Here is a 17,950-nt window from a genome sequence, read left to right as displayed (position 1 = left end):
TGGGGCCGCCGACACCGCCCCGGGCGTCACTCCGCGGCCGGATCGGGCCGTACGACGCCCAGGATCGGCATCGAACCGGCCCCGGCGAGCGTCACGGTCCGTCCGGGACGGGGCGCGTGGACCATGACCCCGTCGCCCACGTACATCCCGACGTGGCTGGCGTCGGCCCAGTAGATGATGAGGTCGCCGGGCCGCATGTCCTCGACGTCGACGCGCTCGAGCTGCTGCCACTGCATCTGCGACGTGCGCGGGATGGTCTTCCCCGCGGCCAGCCACGCCTGGGAGGTGAGCCCTGAGCAGTCGAACGAGTTCGGCCCCTCGGCGCCCCACTGGTAGGGCTTGCCGATCTGCGCCGTGGCGTACGCCACGGCCTCGCGGCCCTGCGCGGTCGCCCTCGAGGTGAGCTCGTCGAGCACGCCGGAGCTCAGCCAGGTGGCCTGGGCGCGGGCGGCGGCCCGCCGCTCCAGCCGGGCCAGCCGCTCCTTCTCCTCCTGCTCGAGCTCGGCCTCCAGCTTCTCGGCCGCCTCGATCTGCTTCTCGATGCGCTTCTGGGCGGCGGCCTTGACCTTGCGGCCCGCCTCCAGCTTCCGCATCTGCTCCCGCGCGTCCTCGGTGTACTGCTCCAAGTCCTGCTGGGTGCGGGTCATTTCCCCGATCAGGCCCTTGGTCGCGTGCTGGCCCTGGCGGACCCGGCCTGCACCGTCGAGGAACTCCTGCGGGTCGTCGCTCAGCACCAGGTGCGCCTCGGGCGGCAGCCCTCCGCCCCGGTACTGCGCGGCCGCGGCGGCGCCGGCCCGGTCCTTCAGGTCGGCCAGCCTCTCCCGGCCCTCGACGATCTTCCTCGCCAGCAGGACGACCTGCGCGGTCTGCTGCCGGGCCTTCTCCTCGGCCGCGTTGTACTCGTCGGTGGCCTTGGCGGCCGCGCGGTAGAGCGTGTCGAGCTTCTTGCGGACGGCCTCGAGCTCCGCGTCGCTGGTGACCACGGTGACACTCGCCGTCGCGCCCGGGTCCGGTGGGGGAGTGGGCGCCGCGAACGCCGTGCCGGGCACGGCCAGTACGGTGACCGCGCAGACCACGGTCACGGCCGCCGTCAGCACTCCGCGCTTGCCTGCCCCCATGCGTGCACCCCCGTCTGGTTAATCGTCAGTAACTTTTCGCTGCCGGGGGGATGCTGCCATGCCGGAGCGAGAAACGACAGAGGGTGTGGACAACACCCCTTCCGTGTCGCTGGTCCCTGTACGACCGTCATCCCGCCCGGTGGGACGAACGGCCGGGGGAGATCGTTCCCGGTCGGCCGGTGCGGAGCCGGGCCTGTGGGGGTGTCACCACCCGCGCGGCGCCAACGCCCCCCACCGCACGGTGACTTCCCCCTGCCGCCACCGCGCCGGGCCGTCCGTCACCGGCCAGTCGGCCGTGAGCTCCCGCACGGCCCGGATCCAGCGCTGGCGCGCGCCGTACGAGGCGTAGGGCGCGGCGGCCGCCCAGGCGCGGTCGAAGTCGCGCAGGAAGGCGTGCACCGGCTCGCCGGGGACGTTGCGGTGGATGAGCGCCTTGGGCAGGCGTTCCGCCAGGTCGGAGGGGCGGTCCAGGGAGCCGAGCCGGGTCGCGAAGGTGACCGTGCGCGGCCCCTCGGGGCCGAGCGCGACCCATACGTGCCGGCGTCCGATCTCGTCGCAGGTCCCCTCGACCAGCAGCCCGCCGCGCGAGCCGGCCGCCGGGTCGGCCGGGGCGAGCCGCGCGCACAGCCGCCGCCAGACGCCGGCGACCTCCTCCTCGTCGTACTGGCGCAGCACGTTCGCCGCGCGGACCAGGACCGGGCTGCCCGCGACCGGGATCTCGAAGCCGCCGCGCAGGAACACCAGCCCCTCCCGCTCGTACGGCCGTGCCGAGGCGACCCGGGCCGGGTCGATCTCCACGCCCGCCACCCGGGTGCGGGGCGCCGCGGTGCGCAGCCGGCGCAGCAGTTCGAGCGCGGTCCAGGGTGCCGCGCCGTAGCCGAGGTCGACGGCGAGGGGGTCGGCGGCGCGGCGCAGCTCGGCGCCGTGCGCGGCCGCGATCCAGCGGTCCATGCGGCGCAGCCGGTTGGGGTTGGTGGTGCCGCGCGTCACCGTGCCCACGGGGGCGGAGGCGGGACGCGGTGTCATGAGGACGAGGGTACGGGGGTACCCGCCGCCGGATCGCGGCGCGTGCGCCGCCACGGGCACGCAACGCGCAGTCGAACGGTTGAGCTAGACAAGGCAATGATTCGGCAAAAAACACCGTCGACGGCACCGCGCGGAAATGGGAACGCAACGTTCCGATGTTGACGCCGCCGAGGGCCGCACGCCGCCCTCTCCCAGCCGTGCCCGCAGCGAGGAGGAACGCCACGTGAGCCAGTACATCGCGAGGCTCGGGCGGCGCTCCCCCGCCGCACCGCCGCGGCTCCGGCTGCACCGCAGGCCCCGCCGCGTGGCGATGCTCTCCGTGCACACCTCGCCGCTGCACCAGCCGGGCACCGGCGACGCGGGCGGCATGAACGTCTACATCGTGGAGCTGGCCCAGCGCCTCGCCGCGATCAACATCGAGGTGGAGATCTTCACCCGGGCCACCACGGCCGCCCTCCCGCCCGTCGTCGAGCTCGCGCCCGGCGTCCTCGTCCGGCACGTCGACGCGGGCCCCTACGAGGGACTCGCCAAGGAGGACCTGCCCGCCCAGCTCTGCGCCTTCACCCACGGCGTGATGCAGGCCTGGGCCGGACACCGCCCCGGCCACTACGACCTGGTCCACTCCCACTACTGGCTCTCCGGCCACGTCGGCTGGCTGGCCGCCCAGCGCTGGGGCGTCCCCCTGGTGCACGCCATGCACACCATGGCCAAGGTCAAGAACGCCAACCTCGCCGACGGCGACACCCCCGAGCCCGCCGCGCGCGTGATCGGCGAGACCCAGATCGTCGCCGCCGCGGACCGGCTGATCGCCAACACCTCCGAAGAGGCCGGCGAGCTCGTCCACCACTACGCCGCCGACCCCGCCAAGGTCGCCGTCGTCCACCCCGGCGTGAACCTCGGCCGCTTCCGCCCCGCCGACGGCCGCGCCGCCGCCCGCGCCCGCCTGGGCCTGCCGGGGGACGCGCTGATCCCGCTCTTCGCCGGCCGCATCCAGCCCCTGAAGGCCCCCGACGTGCTGCTGCGCGCGGTCGCCGTGCTGCTCGCCGACCGCCCCGAGCTGCGCTCCCGTATGTGCGTGCCCGTCGTCGGCGGCCCCAGCGGCAGCGGCCTCGCCAAGCCGGAGGGGCTGCAGAAGCTCGCCGCCCGGCTCGGCATCGCCGACGTCGTCCACTTCCATCCGCCGGTCGGGCAGGAGGAGCTCGCGGACTGGTTCCGCGCCGCGTCCGTGCTGGTCATGCCGTCGTACAGCGAGTCGTTCGGGCTGGTCGCCATAGAGGCGCAGGCGTCCGGCACCCCGGTGCTCGCCGCGGCGGTCGGCGGCCTCCCGGTCGCCGTGCGCGACGGCGAGACCGGCTTCCTGATCCAGGGCCACGACCCGGCCGCGTACGCGCGCGTCCTACGGGACTTCGCCGACCGGCCGGAGCTCGCCGCCCGGATGGGCGAGGCCGCCGCCCGGCACGCCCAGTCCTTCGGCTGGGACACCGCGGCCGCCGCCACGGCCGACGTGTACACGGCCGCGACCCACGCCCACCGCCGTCACGTACGCTCCCACCATGGCTGACACGGAAGCGGAGCAGCGGGCGGCACAGATCGTCGAGGGCGTGCTGAAGGACGCCGAGCTGGAGTGGGAGAGCCCGGCCCCCGGGAACTACGTGGTGAAACTCCCCGGCACCCGCAAGCTGTCCACGACGGTCTCCCTGATCGTCGGTCGGCACACCCTGTCCCTCAACGCCTTCGTCATCCGCCACCCCGACGAGAACGAGGCCGGCGTCCACCGCTGGCTCCTGGAGCGCAACCTCAAGCTGTTCGGCGTGAGTTACGCCGTCGACCCGCTCGGCGACATCTACGTCACCGGCCGCCTGCCGCTGCCCGCCATCACCCCGGAGGAGCTGGACCGGCTGCTCGGACAGGTCCTGGAGGCCGCCGACGGCAGCTTCAACACCCTGCTGGAGCTGGGCTTCGCCTCCGCGATCCGCAAGGAGTACGCCTGGCGCGTCTCACGCGGCGAGTCCACCCGCAACCTGGACGCCTTCACCCACCTGCTGCGCCCGTCGCCCGGTAGCGTCCCGGAGTGACCCCCACCAGCCGGCGGAAGTGCCGGGTGAGGTGGGCCTGGTCGTAGAAGCCGGCGGCGGCCGCGACGGCGCTCGGCGGCCACCCCTCCAGCAGCAGCCGCCGCGCCCGCCCGACCCGCCGGGACATCAGGTACTGATGCGGCGGGATGCCGTACGCGGTGCTGAACGCCCGTACCAGATGGGCGGGATGGGCGGACAGCTCGGCGCCCGCCGCCGCCAGCGTGAGCCCGTCGGCCACCCGCGCGTCGAGCAACTCCCGCAGCCGCCGGGCGAGTACGGGGTCGGGGCGGCGGGGCGCGGCCGGCTCCCGCGACCGCAGATGCTCCCGCAGCCGCTCCCCGACCAGCGACAGCCGGCTCTCCGCCTCCAGCTCGTCCCCCGGCCGCACCAGCGCGGAGTGCACCTGCCCGACGCGCCGGCGCAGCAGGGGATCGCGCAGGTCGGGACGGTCCACGGCGGCACCGATGAGGTCGTCGCCGAGCCGGCTGGAGTCCAGGTACAGCACCCGCTTGCGGAAGCCCTCGGCCGTGGCGGGCTCGCCGTTGTGCGGGACGTGCGGCGGCAGCAGGGTCACGGTGTCGTCCGGGGTGCCGTGCTCGTGCCGGTCCAGGTCGTACCGCACGGCGCCGGAGTCGACGATCAGCAGTGTCCAGGCGTCGTGGACGTGCATCGGGTAGGCGTACGCGGTGAACCGGGCGTGGAACACCTCGACGACGCCGGGGACGGAGGGCCGCCAGGCGGAGACGCTTGCCGGTGGCGGAGCTGCCGGGGCGGGCATGCAAACAACGTACAAGACGCGGGGCGGCCCCGGTCGGCAGTCTCAGGGCATGAGCACGAGCACCCGTTTCGACACGAAGATCGCCGTCCTGCTGCGTGAGGACCTGGAGCCCTGGCAGCGCCTCAACGTCACCGCGTTCCTGGTCAGCGGCCTGGGCACCCAGGTACCCGAACTGATCGGGCAGCCGTACGAGGACGCGGACGGCGTGCCGTACCTGCCGATGTTCCGCCAGCCGGTGCTGGTCTTCCAGGGCGCCAAGGAGGTCCTGAGGGCGGCCCACGAGCGGGCCCTCTCCCGCGCCCTGCCCCGCGCGGTCTTCACCTCCGACCTCTTCGCCACCGGCCACGACGACGCCAACCGCGCGGCCGTCCGCGCCGTCCGCACCACCGACCTGGACCTGGTCGGCCTCGCCGTCCACGGGCCGCGCAACGCGGTGGACAAGGTGCTGAAGGGGGCGCGGATGCATCCGTGACGCGACACACTCATCTCGAAGCATGCCCTGAAGTGCCGACGCAGAGAGCAGGGCATGTTCATCAGCACATTCGGAGATCCCTGCCAGAAACGTCTTGCAGTGCCTGTGCCACCCTACCGTGCGGATCGAATTCAGTCGACATTCTTGGGTGATGCGCTGATGAATTGGAAGCGTTGCACAAGATCTCCTTCGGGCCCACGGACGTGGGACACAAACATGGCGCGAGGTCGTACCCACAGGCCGAATGTGCCATGGAGTGCACGGTAGGCCACCATTTCTTCACCGCTCTCGCTGTGCTGCAGCGTAGCCAGAACTTCGCACAACTGGCCCTTGAAGTGTCGGTAGATTCCTTTCGTTACGCGGGTGTCTGCTTCGCTGCACTCGTGTGCGTCCCAGTCGTGAATCCATCGCAGGCTGAAGTTTCTGACTGCTTGCCGGTCTCGGTCGTAGGCTTCCAACAGCCATTCTTCCTCAGGGTGCCATGAGGTTTGCCCGAACCAGACACGGTATGGCCTTACTGTGCGTACGCCCCTCTCGCCCCGGTGATTGGTGTAGTCGATGGTGAGCCACTGGTCATCGATGTCGTTCATGCTGTGCCCGTTTCGCTGTGCGGTTCAGTCATCGTCGATGATTCACGTTTCCGGCAGTCCCAGTCGCGTACGGAAAACAGCCTGAGTTTCCTGGGGTGTGGTTGGTATGCGATCGAGGCGTACCACGGAGTGCGACCTGTAGCTCTCACCTTCATTTCCGGAGATGAAAAATCCTCTGTCTGGAACCCATTTTCCTTCGTGGCGACGGAAGCGAAGTACACCGAATCCAATGTATCCCGTCTGTCCCGTCTCTGCGAGCGTATTGGAGAAGGTGTAGTAGAATTCCCTCTTCGTTTTGTCGAAGTAGCTGGCAAGTGTGACCCAGTGGCAGAATGGACGCCCATCGTTATGATAGTTCGTCCCATCGAACACCCACATCGATCGCCGTAGGTCGTATCGAATCTCACCGATGCTGCACTGACGTTCACCCGGTTCGCTCATGTATTCACCCCAGATCCCTTTCATTTCAATGGGGTCGAAGCGACGGGAAACGAAGGAGCGTAAGTATTGGTATAAGATATTGGATGCGATGCCGGCCGGTATCCCCAGTGCCAGGAAGATGTAGTCACTCATTCTATTTTGACGCCCTAGTTCGTGCTGTGCCGCGATTTACGAGGTTTCCCCATCCTGGCTCAAGATCACGTTTTCTGGTATCCCTCGGCGGGATGGGCAGGTCTTGGCGTGGAGCTTCTGCCGGATCGCGCCGACGGCGACTTGCTCCAAAAGTCGTCCGCCCGACGGGCGCCGGACTTCCTACCCGCTGGTAGCGGTGCCTTGAGTGGCCGGACTGGGCTCGAGTAACCGTTTCGGCACTGGTGAAGGGGGAGGGGCTCGGGCGCCTCCGCGTACGCTTTCCTCCGTGCCCGCCCCCCGTCTGCATCGTGTCGCCGTCCTGGTGCTCGAGGGCGCGAAGCCGCTCGACGTCGGGATCCCCGCGCAGGTCTTCACGACCCGCGCGAGCATGCCGTACGAGGTGCGGGTGTGCGGGGCGGCGCCCGGCCTGGTGACCGGCGGGGACGGTCTCGCGTACGCCGTCTCGCACGGCCTCGACGCGCTGGAGTGGGCCGACATCGTCTTCGTGCCCGGGTACCGGTTCCCGGACCGTGAGGATCCGCCGCAGGCCGTCGTCGACGCGCTGATCGCCGCGCACGAGCGGGGCGCGCGGCTCGCCGCGATCTCGACGGGCGCGTTCGCGCTGGCCGCCACCGGCCTGCTGGACGGACGGCGCGCCACCACGCACTGGCACTACACACGCGCCCTCAAGGCCCGGCATCCCCGCGTCAGGGTCGACGAGAACGTGCTGTTCGTCGACGAGGGCAGCGTGCTCACCTCGGCGGGCGCCGCCTCCGGCATCGATCTGTGCCTGCACATCCTGCGCGGCGACCTCGGCGTGGCCGCGTCCAACCACGCGGCCCGGCGTCTGGTCGCGGCGCCGTACCGCAGCGGGGGCCAGGCCCAGTACGTGCCGCGCAGCGTGCCCGAGCCGCTGGGCGAGCGGTTCGCGGCGACCCGGGAGTGGGCGCTGCACCGGCTGGGCGAGCCGCTCACCCTGGAGGTGCTGGCGCGGCAGGCAGGGGTGTCGCCGCGGACGTTCTCCCGGCGGTTCGTGGAGGAGACCGGATACACGCCGATGCAGTGGGTGATGCGGGCCCGCGTCGACCTGGCCCGTGAGCTGCTGGAACGCTCGCAGCGCAGCGTCGAGCAGATCGCCGCCGACACCGGTCTCGGCACCGGAGCCAATCTGCGGCTGCACTTCCAGCAGATTCTCGGCACGACGCCGAGCGAGTACCGGCGCACGTTCACGCGCGGCGAGTAGGCGCGTTGGCAGGATCCTTGTGAACCATGGCGATCCCGCCACTGTCAGCGGCGCCGACGGCGCGCGAGCCTGGGTGACGAGAGGAAGGGACACCACTCATGACTCGCATCGCCATCAACGGATTCGGCCGCATCGGACGCAACGTGCTGCGCGCCCTGCTGGAGCGGGACACCGCCCTGGAGGTCGTCGCCGTCAACGACCTGACCGAGCCGGCCGCCCTCGCCCGGCTGCTCGCCTTCGACAGCACCGCGGGCCGCCTCGGACGCCCGGTGAGCGTCGACGGCGACACCCTCGTCGTGGACGGCCGCCGGATCAAGGTGTTGGCCGAGCGCGAACCGGCGCAGCTGCCGTGGGCCGAGCTGGGCGTCGACATCGTGCTGGAGGCCACCGGCCGCTTCACCTCGGCCAAGGCCGCCCGCGCCCACCTCGACGCGGGTGCGCGGAAGGTACTGGTCAGCGCGCCCTCGGACGGCGCGGACGTGACGCTGGCGTACGGCGTGAACACCGACGTGTACGACGCGGAGCTGCACACGATCGTCTCCAACGCGTCCTGCACCACCAACGCCCTCGCGCCGCTGGCCGCCGTCCTCGACGACCTGGCCGGCATCGAGCACGGGTTCATGACGACCGTGCACGCCTACACGCAGGAGCAGAACCTCCAGGACGGCCCGCACCGCGACCCGCGCCGCGCCCGCGCCGCCGGCGTCAACATCGTGCCGACCACGACCGGCGCCGCGAAGGCGATCGGCCTGGTGCTGCCGAACCTCGACGGCAAGCTGTCCGGCGACTCGATCCGCGTGCCGGTGCCGGTGGGCTCCATCGTCGAGCTGAACACCACGGTCTCCCGTGACGTGACGCGCGACGAGGTGCTGGCCGCTTACCGCGCGGCCGCGGAGGGCCCGCTGGCCGGCGTCCTCGAGTACTCGGAGGACCCGCTGGTGTCGTCCGACATCACCGGCAACCCGGCGTCGTCCATCTTCGACTCGGCCCTCACCCGCGTCGACGGCCGCCACATCAAGGTGGTCGCCTGGTACGACAACGAGTGGGGTTTCTCCAACCGGGTGATCGACACGCTGGAGCTGCTGGCCCGGGGCTGAGCCTCTGCCGCGTACGTGCCCCTCGCCGACGGCTCTGCCGGGCGAGGGGCACGCCCGCGTCGGCGTGAGGCGGTCGGGTACAGCCTGCTGTACCGCGAACAGGGGTGCTGACCGGGGCGACGCCGAACCCCCCGCTGCCTAGCGTGGAGTCCACGGAACCGACGTCCGAACTCCCCTTAGGAGCAGGCACTATGACGACCACCCACCCCAAGGCGTCCGACAACTCCGCGGCCCACACGGCCCTGTGGGCCCTCGTGGCCGTGAGCGGCGTGGCCAACCTCGTCGCGTCCGTCGCCCAGGCGCCCCTCCTGGTGAACCTGGCCACCGGCCTCGTCACCCTTGCCGCCCTCACGGCCCTCGGCACCCGCCACCTCCGCGCGCGGCGCACGCGCGTCTGACCTCCGCCGGGCGGAAGTTGATCACGATGGCATGACAAAAGCGTTCATGAAACCATCACAGATCTTCACGCCGCCTTCGCTTCTTGCCATGCTGGCGCGGCCCGAGATCAGCAGTTCTCACTCAGCATCAGCACCTGGAGCGCCGCCATGGCCGACACGCAGCCCACCACCGAGCCCGGTCCGAGCGCCGTGGCGCCCCTGTCCGGACTGGCCATGAAGCGTCGCGGCCCCGTCGCCGTGTGGCTGGGTCTTCCGATCATCACGCTCGGCATCTACCAGCTGGTCTGGTACTACAAGATCCACAAGGAGCTGAACGAGTACGACCGCCGTCAGAACCTCAGCCCCGCGGGCAGCCTGCTGGTGCTGCTCTTCCTGAGCTGGACCCTGATCGCCCCGCTCGTCTCGTTCCACAACACCGGCAAGGCCATCGCCGACGCGCAGCGCGCGGCCGGTCTCCCGGTGACGTGCAGCCCCGCCGCGAGCACCTGGCTGGCCTTCGTCTTCGGCCTCAACGTCTGGTACATGCAGCGCGAACTCAACCGCGTCGTCGAGGCCCACCCGGGCGCGACCCCGGGCACCCAGGTCCCCCTGGCGGCCTGACCCCACCCTCTCCACCGCCCACGGCATCCGCCCCTCCCGGACGCCGTGGGCGGTGGTGCCTCACCTGACGGGGCGGCCCATGAGGGAAGAAGTCATGCTCAACCTGATCCACCTGGCCGACGGCAGCGGCCGGAGCATCTCGGTACGCATCCTGGGCCGCGCCCAACCCGGCATCCTGACCGGCCACGACTTCCTCGACGCCGAGATCGTCGTGACGACCGGCGAAGCCCACGGCGCGTCCTTCCCGGTGACCCTCCTCCCCGAGGACCTGGAGGACTGGGAGGAGACCTTGGCGCGCCTGGAAGAGGGCGAATCCGCCAGGTGGCTCGACTCCGGCAGAACCCCGTCCTTGGCGTTCAACTCCCCGGAGAACGGCGCCCTTCGGGTCTCCGTTCACGACGAACCGGCAACAGGAGTCACCGTCACCGTCCCCCTGACGGCTCTGTCGCCGACCTGGACCGCCGGCCAGCGAAGTCGTCTCGCCCGGGTACGCGAGGCGTACCCCCAGGAGGTGGTCGAGACGTCACCCGGTGCGTACGAGTGGCGGCATGGCCGTCCGGCGGCGGAACCGGAGGCGACCGGCTGAGCCGGGCCCCTTGCCGGGCGGCTAGGGCCCGAACTTCTTCCATCGCCCCTCGGAGATGACCTCGACGGCGCCGTCGACGACCTGGACGGCCGTCTGCTCGTCGATGGCGTAGGCCGGGACGCCGATGCCGGCGGCCCAGCGCTCCGCGTCGGCCATGGTGTTCTGCGGGAACGCGTCCAGGTGCGGGAAGACCGAGAAGTCGACGACTCCCAGGGTGCGGTCGTCCGGTGCGGACGGCCACTCGACGAAGTACGCCCCGATCCGCGGCGTCATCACCATGCTTCCGGCACTCACGCCCACCCAGACCGTGTCGTGCAGCGACGGCAGCAGATCCGCCAGCCCGGATTCCCGCATCCAGTGGCACAGGTACGTCGCGTCGCCGCCGTCCACCAGAAGTACGTCGGCGTCCTGGACCCAGGGCACCCACCGCTCCGCGCCGATGCTGGGCAGGGCGGTGAGTTCGAGGACCCCGAGCGACGCCCACCCCAGTCCCGACAGGTGCCGCCACAGGGGCTCGGCCGCCGCGAAGCCCCGCACCGACGTCGGACCGCACATCGGATGCCCCCACTGTGCCGTCGGGACGCAGAGGGCGTGACACTCGTCGATCGGCTTGCCCAGAAGCCGCACCAGCGCCGAGCGGATGCTCGGGTTCGTGACGCCGCCCGACGTGAGCAAGAGCTTCAAGGTGCCTCCAGAGGATGCGCGCGGAAGGTGGACGCACCTGAGGACTCCGGAGCGTGCCGGAACTCATCGCGGTCCCGACGGCGTCCGGCCTCCTCCGTGCGCCCGTCGGCGCGGGTGGTGCGGTGGCCGGTGCCTCACTCCATCGGCGCAACCTCACCCGCCCCTGGTCAGGGGCCGCGGCGGGCCGTACATCCCTCGTCCCGCGCTGTGCCCGTCAATCCACAAAAAACAGCGACATGCCGGTAATTGGGGCCGATGCTACGTTCGCTCCGCGAAAGGAGAAGAACGTGAGCAACGCTCCAGCAAGTCCTCCCTCCGACGAAACTCCGGAACCCCCGCCATCGGGCGGACGCAGACGTTGGCGACGGTCCGTGATCGGCGGGCTGATAGCCACCGTCGCGGCCATGTCACTCGTCGGCGGGTGGGCTCTGACGACCGCCGACGCCTCCCTGCGCGGGGGCGGCCCTTCCGCGGGTGACGCCTCAGCCGCCCCGTCCGCCGCCGTCGCGGTGCACCCCTCCCCGAAGACACTCGGTACCGTCACGAACTCACCGGGGCTGTCCGAGGACTTCAGGCGGACGTTCAGCGACCGCTACGTCGAGGCCAACGGCCTGCGCCAGCATGTGGTCGTCGGCGGCGAGGGTCCCCCTCTGCTGCTGGTGCACGGCTGGCCCGAGAACTGGTACGCGTGGCGGCTGGTGATGCCGCAACTGGCCCGCCACTTCACGGTGATCGCCCCCGACCAGCGGGGTATCGGCCTGACCGGGAAGCCGCGCACCGGATATGACACCGCCACCCTCGCCAAGGACCTGGCCGCCCTCATGGACGAGCTCGGTCATGAGCGGTTCTCCCTGGTCGGTCACGACACAGGCATGATCATCGCCTACGCGCTGGCCGCCGACTTCCCCGAGCGGGTCGAGCGGGTGGCCTTCGCCGAGGTGCCCGGACCTCCGGGTGTCGTTCCCCCGCCCCCGCTGTTCGTCCCCGAACCCCTCAACAACAAGTTGTGGCACATCCCCTTCAACCGAGTCGACGACCCGCTCGTCGAGCAGCTCGTCACGGGCAAGGAGGACGTCTTCTACGGCTACGAGTTCGCCGTGCAGGGCGGTGGCGTGTCCGAGGAGGCCATGGACTACTACGTCCGCCTCCTGTCCGATCCGGAGAGTCTGACGGGGAGCTTCGGCTTCTACCGGGCCTGGGACGACACCCTCGCGCAGAACGAGAAGCGCGCGAAGACGAAGCTGACCATGCCGGTGCTGGGCATCGGCGGCGCGGACAGCTGGGGTCCGGCGGTGGCCGACTCGTTCAAGGGCGTCGCCACGGATGTGCGTGGCACGGTCATCCCCGACGCCGGCCACTGGCTCGCCGAGCAGGCCCCGGACGCGCTGCTCACCGCCCTGACGGAGTTCCTGCGCACCGGCGGCGCCGACGCCTCGCCGCTGCCGGCCGGGAAGTAGGCGCCGGGACCGTCCTGTGGCCGCGTGGACCGGCTCCGTAGGACGCCGGTCCACGCGGCACGCCACCGCGACGTGCGCGGGTTTTGCCTTCTGTTCCGTCACCGATCAGACTGGTGACATGAGGCATGCGTTCCCCGGCGGCACCCCGGCACTCGATTTCCCCGGCACGTTGCGCTTCCGGCACCGCACCGAACCGCGGGAGGACCTCGACTCCCCGGCGAGCCTCGGAGCATGGTTCCGCGAGGCGGGCATCACCGTGGACGACGTTCCGGCCGGACCCGCCGACCTGCGCGAGGCGCTGACGCTCCGGGAGGCGGTCCAACAGCTGGTCCGCGCCGCCATGGCGGGCGAGGACTACGACCGGGAGGCGCTGGCGCTGGTGAACGAGTACGCGCGCAAGTCCACCCCGGTGCCCCAGCTCACCCCCGGCGGACGGCAGGTGGAAGCCACCGTCGAGCAAGGACTCGCGTACGTCGCCCGGGACGTCGTCCTGACGCTGAGCGGTCCGGACGTGCCGCTGCTCAAGGAGTGCGGCAACCCCGAGTGCTCGCAGATCTTCGTCGACCGGTCCCGCGGCGCGCGCCGCGAGTGGTGCGCCATGGACCCCTGCGGAAACAAGATCAAGGCTGCCGCCTACCGCGCCCGGAAGCGGGCGAACGGGCTGCTCGCCGCACGCCGGTCCGGCCCGCGCTCGGCGTAGGCGGGCCCGCAGTCCCCGGCCTGTCCCGTCCTGTGCGTGGGGCTGTCGGCCCTGGCCGCCGCTGAGGCGGCGCTCCCGGCGCCGCGCCACCGCTGCTCGCGGGTGAAGGGCCGAGCGGCCTGTGCCAAGCTGGTCACATCCTCGAGACCGGGTCCGCCGGAACCGCGCCGTGCGCCGGGCGGCCTCCGGCACCGGACGGATGCCGAGGGGTGCGCGGCGGGCCGGCCGGGCCGGAGGGAGGCCGATCATGCCTTCTCGTCAGTCCGTCCTCGTCACCGGCGCAGGCGGCGTGGGCCGCGCGGTGATCGAACACCTCCGCGCGGACGACGTACCCGTACGTGTCCTGGTCCGGCGCGACGACGACCGGGCGGCGATGCTCCGCCGGCTCGGTGCGGAGGTGGTCCTCGGCGATCTCACCCGGCCCGAGACCGTCGCCGCCGGCCTGCGGGACGTCGACCGCATGTACTTCGCCATGCCGGTCTCGCGCGATCACCTGCTGGCCGCGACGGTCGTGGCGACCGTGGCCCGGGAGTACGGCGGCCTGGACGTTCTGGTCGGCATGTCCCAGATGACGGTGTCGCAGATGACGGCCACCAGCACCGACGAGTCCCACCAGCAGCGCCTGCACTGGCTCGCCGAGCAGGTGCTCGACTGGTCCGGTCTGCCCGTGGTGCATGTCCGGCCCACGTCGTTCCTGGACAACCCGCTCTTCACCATGCTCGCCGCCAGGTCGATCAGGGACGACGGAACACTCGCCCTCCCCTTCGGTGACGGACGCACGTCCCCCGTCGCCGTCGCCGACGTCGCCCGGGTCGTCGCCGCCCTGCTGACCGGCCGGCGCGGACACCTCGACCACGTCTACGAGCTGACCGGCCCGCGGGTGATGGACATGACGGAGATGGCCGGGGCCTACGCGCGGGCGCTCGGCCGGTCCGTCGTCTACGCGGACGTGCCCCTGGAACGGTGGCGGGAGGAGGTCCTTTCCCGGGCCGGACTGCCCGCGCATGTCGAGGATCACATCGTCACCATGTGCCGGCTGCACCGCGAGAACCGGTACGACCGGGCAACCGGCGACGTCGAGCGGGTGACGGGCGTACCGGCCCAGACCGTCGAGGAGTTCGTGGCCGCCCGCCGGGACCAGTACCTCGGTCCCCAGCCCGCCGACCGCCTCGGCTGAGGTCGCCACCCCGCCGTCCACCTCGGCCGAGCGCGTCACCTGATGCGTCACCCGTTTGACAGGTGACGACGCATGCCGCATCCTCGTCACCATCCCAACCGGTGACGCCCTCGGCGCTCCGGTCACCCTTCCCGAAGTGGATGCATCACCCCATGAACCTGAAGCTGGAACTCGTCGTCCTGCCCGTCTCCGATGTCGACCGGGCCAAGGCCTTCTACGAGCGGGCGGGCTTCCGCCTCGACGTGGACAAGGCCCCTGTCGAGGGATGGCGCGCCGTGCACCTCACGCCCCCGGGCTCCGAGGCGTCGATCATGTTCGGCGAGGGACTGACCACCGCCGAGCCCGGATCCGCCCAGGGCCTCTACCTGATCGTCACCGACATCGAGGCGGCCCGGACCGGACTCCTGGAGCGCGGCATAGCGGTCAGCGAGGTCTTCCACGACGGCGGGGGCGTGCTCTTCCACGGCCACGCCGGCGGCACCGCCACCCACGACCTGCCCGCCCAGCGGCGCCTGCCGGGCCGCCACCCCGAAGGGCTCTCCTACGCCTCCTACGCCACCTTCAGCGACCCCGACGGCAACGGCTGGGTACTGCAGGAGATCACCGAACGCCTCCCCGGCCGCTAGGGGAGTCCGTGCGGGGCGGCGGCCGGCACCGGCCGCCGCCCCACGGCGGGCACAGACCCGCACCACCGCCACGACCTCAGGAAACAGTGATGAACGAAGCAACGACGGGCGACCGCGTCCGTGAGTACGACGTGGTCGTCGTCGGCGGGGGCCCCGTCGGCGAGAACGTGGCCGAACGGGTCCGCTCCGCCGGCCTGACCGCCGTGATCGTCGAGCGCGAACTGCTCGGCGGGGAGTGTTCCTACTGGGCGTGTGAACCGAGCAAGGCGCTGCTGCGCCCGGTCGTCGCGCGCGCCGACGCGCTGCGTGTCCCCGGCCTGCGCCGAGCGGTGGCGGGTCCGCTGGACGTCGACGCCGTCCTCGCCCACCGGGACGCGATGGCCTTCCACTGGAAGGACGACGGCCAGGCCGACTGGCTGGACTCGGTCTCCGTGGACCTCGTCCGGGGTCACGGCCGGCTCGACGGCCCCCGGCGCGTCACGGTGACGACCCCGGAGGGCGACACCGTGCGGCTCGCCGCACGGCACGCCGTGGTCCTCGGCACCGGCAGCGTCCCGTCCCTGCCGCCCGTGCCGGGGCTCGACCGGGTCCGTCCCTGGACCAGCCGCGAGGCCACGAGCGCCCGACGGGTCCCCGGATCGCTGGCCGTGGTCGGGGGCGGTGTCGTCGCCGTCGAGATGGCCACCGCCTGGCAGGCCCTCGGGGCGGAGGTGACCCTGCTGGTGGTCGAGGACCACCTCCTCGGACGGATGGAGCCGTTCGTGGGCGAGATGGTCGAAGGCGGTCTGCGCGAGGCGGGCGTCGACATCCGTTTCGGAACGGCCGTGGAGTCCCTGCGCCGGGACGACGGGACCGGGAGCCAGGGCCCCGTGCGGATCACCCTGAGCACCGGTGAGGAACTGACCGCCGACGAGATCCTGTTCGCCACCGGCCGGACCCCTCGGACCAGGGACCTGGGGCTCGACACCGTTGGGCTGGTCCCGGGAGACCGGCTCGCCGTGGACGACACCTACCGGGTCACAGCCGTACCGGACGGCTGGCTCTACGCCGTCGGTGACGTCAACGGACGGGCACTGCTCACCCACCAGGGCAAGTACCAGGCCCGCATCGCCGGCGCCGTCATAGCGGCCCGGGCGGGAGGACGGCCGGTCGATGACGCGCCGTGGGGCGCCCACGCCGGTACGGCCGACACCGCGGCCGTACCCCAGGTCGTCTTCGGGGTGCCCGAGGTCGCCTCGGTCGGCCTCACCACCGCGGAGGCCGAGCGCACCGGCCGCCGGGTCGACGTCGTCGACCACGACATGACGGGCGTCGCCGGAGCACACCAGTACGGCGAGGACTACCGCGGCCGGGCACGGATGCTGGTGGACCCGGCCCGCGGCACCGTCGTAGGCGTCACGTTCGCGGGCCCCGGCGTGGCCGAACTCGTCCACTCGGCGACCTTCGCGGTCGCCGGGGAGATCCCGGTCGAACGGCTCTGGCACGCCGTACCCGCCTTTCCCACCCTCGGCGAGGTGTGGCTGCGTCTTCTGGAAAACTGGCGTCACCTGTTTGACAGGTGACGCCAGGCGTCTCATACTCGTCATTCCGGACCGTCACTCGGCAGTCCCCGGACAAGGAGCAAGCACATGGACCAGGTGGGCGAGCCCGAGAACGCGGCGGACACGCGGCGCACACTGCGCTTCTCGCAACTCCCCGAGCGAATCCGGCTCGAGGACACCGTGGGCGAGCGGCCCGCGTCACCCCCTGCCGTGGCCGGCGTCGCCGTCACCCCGGACTGGTGGCTCATACGCATGGGCGGCATCTGAGTCCCGGCGCCGGCCGTCCGTCGCGCCCGCCCACGTCACGAAAGGCCCCTGATGCTCCATCACAGGACAATCGTCCGTCTGACATCGATCACGACCGCCGGAGTGCTCGCCGTCGGCTGCTTCCTGGGTGTGTTCTAGCCGCCGGTCGTCCCGCACCTGACGGCCAGGGCATGAGAAAAGCCCCCTCCCAAAAGGAAGGGGGCTCACTCGCGGGCGGTTACTTCCTGCCGTGGGTCTTGCCGGGGCCTTGATGAGCTGGGTTCTTGCCGGCCAGGGCGGTCAGGTGGTGCGCCTGGTGCTCGTCGTTGGTCGTCATCGGCCACTGTCGAGCGACCTCGGACGGCCGGGCGACGGCCCAGGCTTCCGCTCATCGGGACGCCTCCGGGGGCGGTGTCCTCGGCCGCAGTGGCGCTCTGATGCGCCCGCATCGCGGTTCGCAGAGCTTCGAGCTCGGCTCGGGGAAACGGTCGGCCCCACTGGGCCTCGTAGGACTCTTCGCCCTGCTCGTAATCGATCCGGTCGAAGGCCCGGACGGCCGACCGTGCGAATGCCGTGACGGTGTGGCGGCCAGACCAGAGAACCGTCCCGGAGCTGTCCGGGGCTCGGGCGTCGTCGGCCAAGACCAGACGGACATCGACCACAGTCCCGTCTCTGTGGAAGAACCACCGGTACACCTGCGGCTCTCCCTCGAACTCGGCCCGTGTGTCTTCGTCACCGAGGACGAGCCGGGTAACGGCGTAGAGGAACTGCTCGGGAGCGTCAGTGATGTATGAGGCGATGGCCTGTGCCTCGCCGTGATCGTCAGCCACTTCGACGAAGGCCCAGCCGTGATGGTTCGGCGTCCACGTGATCGCCAGCGACGACATCTTCCCTCCTCCGCGATGACTCTACGGCCCATGACACAGTCGTGCGGCCGGGCCCTCAGCTCGTGGGAAGCGTGGG

At 71.3% G+C, this 17,950-nt stretch carries 21 protein-coding genes; 14 read left to right on the top strand and 7 right to left on the bottom strand.

Annotation, left to right across the window (positions count from 1 at the left end):
- Nucleotides 1–26: 26 nt before the first annotated feature.
- Together ACP7TJ_RS14690 and ACP7TJ_RS14685 are read right to left on the bottom strand one after the other, a co-directional pair.
- Nucleotides 27–1,118 carry a C40 family peptidase gene (locus ACP7TJ_RS14690; RefSeq protein ID WP_403432809.1) on the bottom strand — a complete coding sequence of 364 codons (1,092 nt, stop codon included), beginning with the start codon at nt 1,116–1,118 and terminating at the stop codon, nt 27–29.
- Between the two features lie 204 nt (nt 1,119–1,322).
- A complete protein-coding gene (locus tag ACP7TJ_RS14685; RefSeq protein WP_427763449.1) occupies nt 1,323–2,144 on the bottom strand; it encodes a class I SAM-dependent methyltransferase in 822 nt (273 codons plus the stop codon).
- Between the two features lie 223 nt (nt 2,145–2,367).
- Between ACP7TJ_RS14685 and mshA the strand changes: the two genes are divergently transcribed.
- Together mshA and ACP7TJ_RS14675 are read left to right on the top strand one after the other, a co-directional pair.
- Nucleotides 2,368–3,705 carry a D-inositol-3-phosphate glycosyltransferase gene (gene mshA, locus ACP7TJ_RS14680; RefSeq protein ID WP_093768615.1) on the top strand — a complete coding sequence of 446 codons (1,338 nt, stop codon included), beginning with the start codon at nt 2,368–2,370 and terminating at the stop codon, nt 3,703–3,705.
- On the top strand, nt 3,698–4,219 hold the full coding sequence (locus ACP7TJ_RS14675) for a YbjN domain-containing protein (protein ID WP_093768616.1): 522 nt from the start codon (nt 3,698–3,700) through the stop codon (nt 4,217–4,219). The genes mshA and ACP7TJ_RS14675 overlap by 8 nt, the downstream gene beginning before the upstream one ends.
- Here the strand turns inward: ACP7TJ_RS14675 and ACP7TJ_RS14670 are convergent.
- On the bottom strand, nt 4,176–4,997 hold the full coding sequence (locus tag ACP7TJ_RS14670; protein WP_093768617.1) for a helix-turn-helix transcriptional regulator: 822 nt from the start codon (nt 4,995–4,997) through the stop codon (nt 4,176–4,178). The two genes, ACP7TJ_RS14675 and ACP7TJ_RS14670, sit on opposite strands and share 44 nt — an antisense overlap.
- 49 nt (nt 4,998–5,046) lie before the next feature.
- Between ACP7TJ_RS14670 and ACP7TJ_RS14665 the strand changes: the two genes are divergently transcribed.
- On the top strand, nt 5,047–5,469 hold the full coding sequence (locus ACP7TJ_RS14665) for a DUF2000 domain-containing protein (protein ID WP_093768618.1): 423 nt from the start codon (nt 5,047–5,049) through the stop codon (nt 5,467–5,469).
- Nucleotides 5,470–5,600: 131 nt separating this feature from the next.
- On the opposite strand, the gene ACP7TJ_RS14660 is transcribed toward ACP7TJ_RS14665, so the two are convergent.
- Both ACP7TJ_RS14660 and ACP7TJ_RS14655 read right to left on the bottom strand, forming a co-directional pair.
- Nucleotides 5,601–6,059 carry a DUF1653 domain-containing protein gene (locus ACP7TJ_RS14660; protein WP_427763446.1) on the bottom strand — a complete coding sequence of 153 codons (459 nt, stop codon included), beginning with the start codon at nt 6,057–6,059 and terminating at the stop codon, nt 5,601–5,603.
- 42 nt (nt 6,060–6,101) lie between these two features.
- Entirely contained in the window at nt 6,102–6,632 is a 531-nt protein-coding gene (locus tag ACP7TJ_RS14655; RefSeq protein ID WP_225627097.1) for a hypothetical protein, read from the bottom strand.
- A gap of 286 nt (nt 6,633–6,918) precedes the next feature.
- Here ACP7TJ_RS14655 and ACP7TJ_RS14650 point away from each other — a divergent pair, with 286 nt between their 5' ends.
- From ACP7TJ_RS14650 to ACP7TJ_RS14630, 5 genes are all read left to right on the top strand, one after another.
- A complete protein-coding gene (locus tag ACP7TJ_RS14650) occupies nt 6,919–7,875 on the top strand; it encodes a GlxA family transcriptional regulator (protein WP_376725705.1) in 957 nt (318 codons plus the stop codon).
- Nucleotides 7,876–7,973: 98 nt separating this feature from the next.
- On the top strand, nt 7,974–8,972 hold the full coding sequence (gap, locus tag ACP7TJ_RS14645) for a type I glyceraldehyde-3-phosphate dehydrogenase (RefSeq protein WP_193460300.1): 999 nt from the start codon (nt 7,974–7,976) through the stop codon (nt 8,970–8,972).
- A 191-nt stretch (nt 8,973–9,163) separates the two neighbouring features.
- The gene (locus ACP7TJ_RS14640) at nt 9,164–9,370 is read left to right on the top strand and encodes a hypothetical protein (protein WP_093768625.1); all 207 of its coding nucleotides are present in this window, start codon (nt 9,164–9,166) and stop codon (nt 9,368–9,370) included.
- A 147-nt stretch (nt 9,371–9,517) separates the two neighbouring features.
- The gene (locus tag ACP7TJ_RS14635; protein WP_228917715.1) at nt 9,518–9,970 is read left to right on the top strand and encodes a DUF4234 domain-containing protein; all 453 of its coding nucleotides are present in this window, start codon (nt 9,518–9,520) and stop codon (nt 9,968–9,970) included.
- 79 nt (nt 9,971–10,049) lie between these two features.
- Nucleotides 10,050–10,556: a DUF5959 family protein gene (locus tag ACP7TJ_RS14630; RefSeq protein WP_427763443.1), complete on the top strand. Its 507-nt coding sequence runs from the start codon at nt 10,050–10,052 to the stop codon at nt 10,554–10,556.
- Between the two features lie 21 nt (nt 10,557–10,577).
- Here ACP7TJ_RS14630 and ACP7TJ_RS14625 read toward each other — a convergent pair whose 3' ends face one another.
- Entirely contained in the window at nt 10,578–11,240 is a 663-nt protein-coding gene (locus tag ACP7TJ_RS14625) for a Type 1 glutamine amidotransferase-like domain-containing protein (protein WP_427763441.1), read from the bottom strand.
- Nucleotides 11,241–11,644: 404 nt separating this feature from the next.
- Between ACP7TJ_RS14625 and ACP7TJ_RS14620 the strand changes: the two genes are divergently transcribed.
- The 6 genes from ACP7TJ_RS14620 (at nt 11,645) to ACP7TJ_RS14595 (ending at nt 17,008) form a co-directional block, all read left to right on the top strand.
- Nucleotides 11,645–12,697, top strand: a complete 1,053-nt coding sequence (locus ACP7TJ_RS14620; RefSeq protein ID WP_425823068.1) for an alpha/beta fold hydrolase — start codon at nt 11,645–11,647, stop codon at nt 12,695–12,697.
- A gap of 118 nt (nt 12,698–12,815) precedes the next feature.
- A complete protein-coding gene (locus tag ACP7TJ_RS14615; RefSeq protein WP_427763439.1) occupies nt 12,816–13,397 on the top strand; it encodes a CGNR zinc finger domain-containing protein in 582 nt (193 codons plus the stop codon).
- Between the two features lie 247 nt (nt 13,398–13,644).
- Nucleotides 13,645–14,574 (top strand): NAD(P)H-binding protein, encoded by a 930-nt coding sequence (locus ACP7TJ_RS14610; RefSeq protein ID WP_376725709.1) that lies wholly within the window; start codon nt 13,645–13,647, stop codon nt 14,572–14,574.
- 152 nt (nt 14,575–14,726) lie between these two features.
- The gene (locus ACP7TJ_RS14605; protein WP_427763437.1) at nt 14,727–15,200 is read left to right on the top strand and encodes a VOC family protein; all 474 of its coding nucleotides are present in this window, start codon (nt 14,727–14,729) and stop codon (nt 15,198–15,200) included.
- Between the two features lie 89 nt (nt 15,201–15,289).
- Nucleotides 15,290–16,762, top strand: a complete 1,473-nt coding sequence (locus ACP7TJ_RS14600; protein ID WP_427763435.1) for a dihydrolipoyl dehydrogenase family protein — start codon at nt 15,290–15,292, stop codon at nt 16,760–16,762.
- A gap of 66 nt (nt 16,763–16,828) precedes the next feature.
- A complete protein-coding gene (locus ACP7TJ_RS14595; RefSeq protein WP_167743492.1) occupies nt 16,829–17,008 on the top strand; it encodes a hypothetical protein in 180 nt (59 codons plus the stop codon).
- A 203-nt stretch (nt 17,009–17,211) separates the two neighbouring features.
- Here the strand turns inward: ACP7TJ_RS14595 and ACP7TJ_RS14590 are convergent, their stop codons facing one another.
- Nucleotides 17,212–17,874: a hypothetical protein gene (locus ACP7TJ_RS14590; protein WP_266398368.1), complete on the bottom strand. Its 663-nt coding sequence runs from the start codon at nt 17,872–17,874 to the stop codon at nt 17,212–17,214.
- Nucleotides 17,875–17,950 lie beyond the last annotated feature (76 nt).

It is taken from the genome of Streptomyces sp. DSM 41931, assembly GCF_050271085.1.
Lineage (GTDB): Bacteria > Actinomycetota > Actinomycetes > Streptomycetales > Streptomycetaceae > Streptomyces > Streptomyces albogriseolus.
Note: the sequence above shows the minus strand (reverse complement) of the source record. Positions and strands in the feature narration are given on the sequence as shown.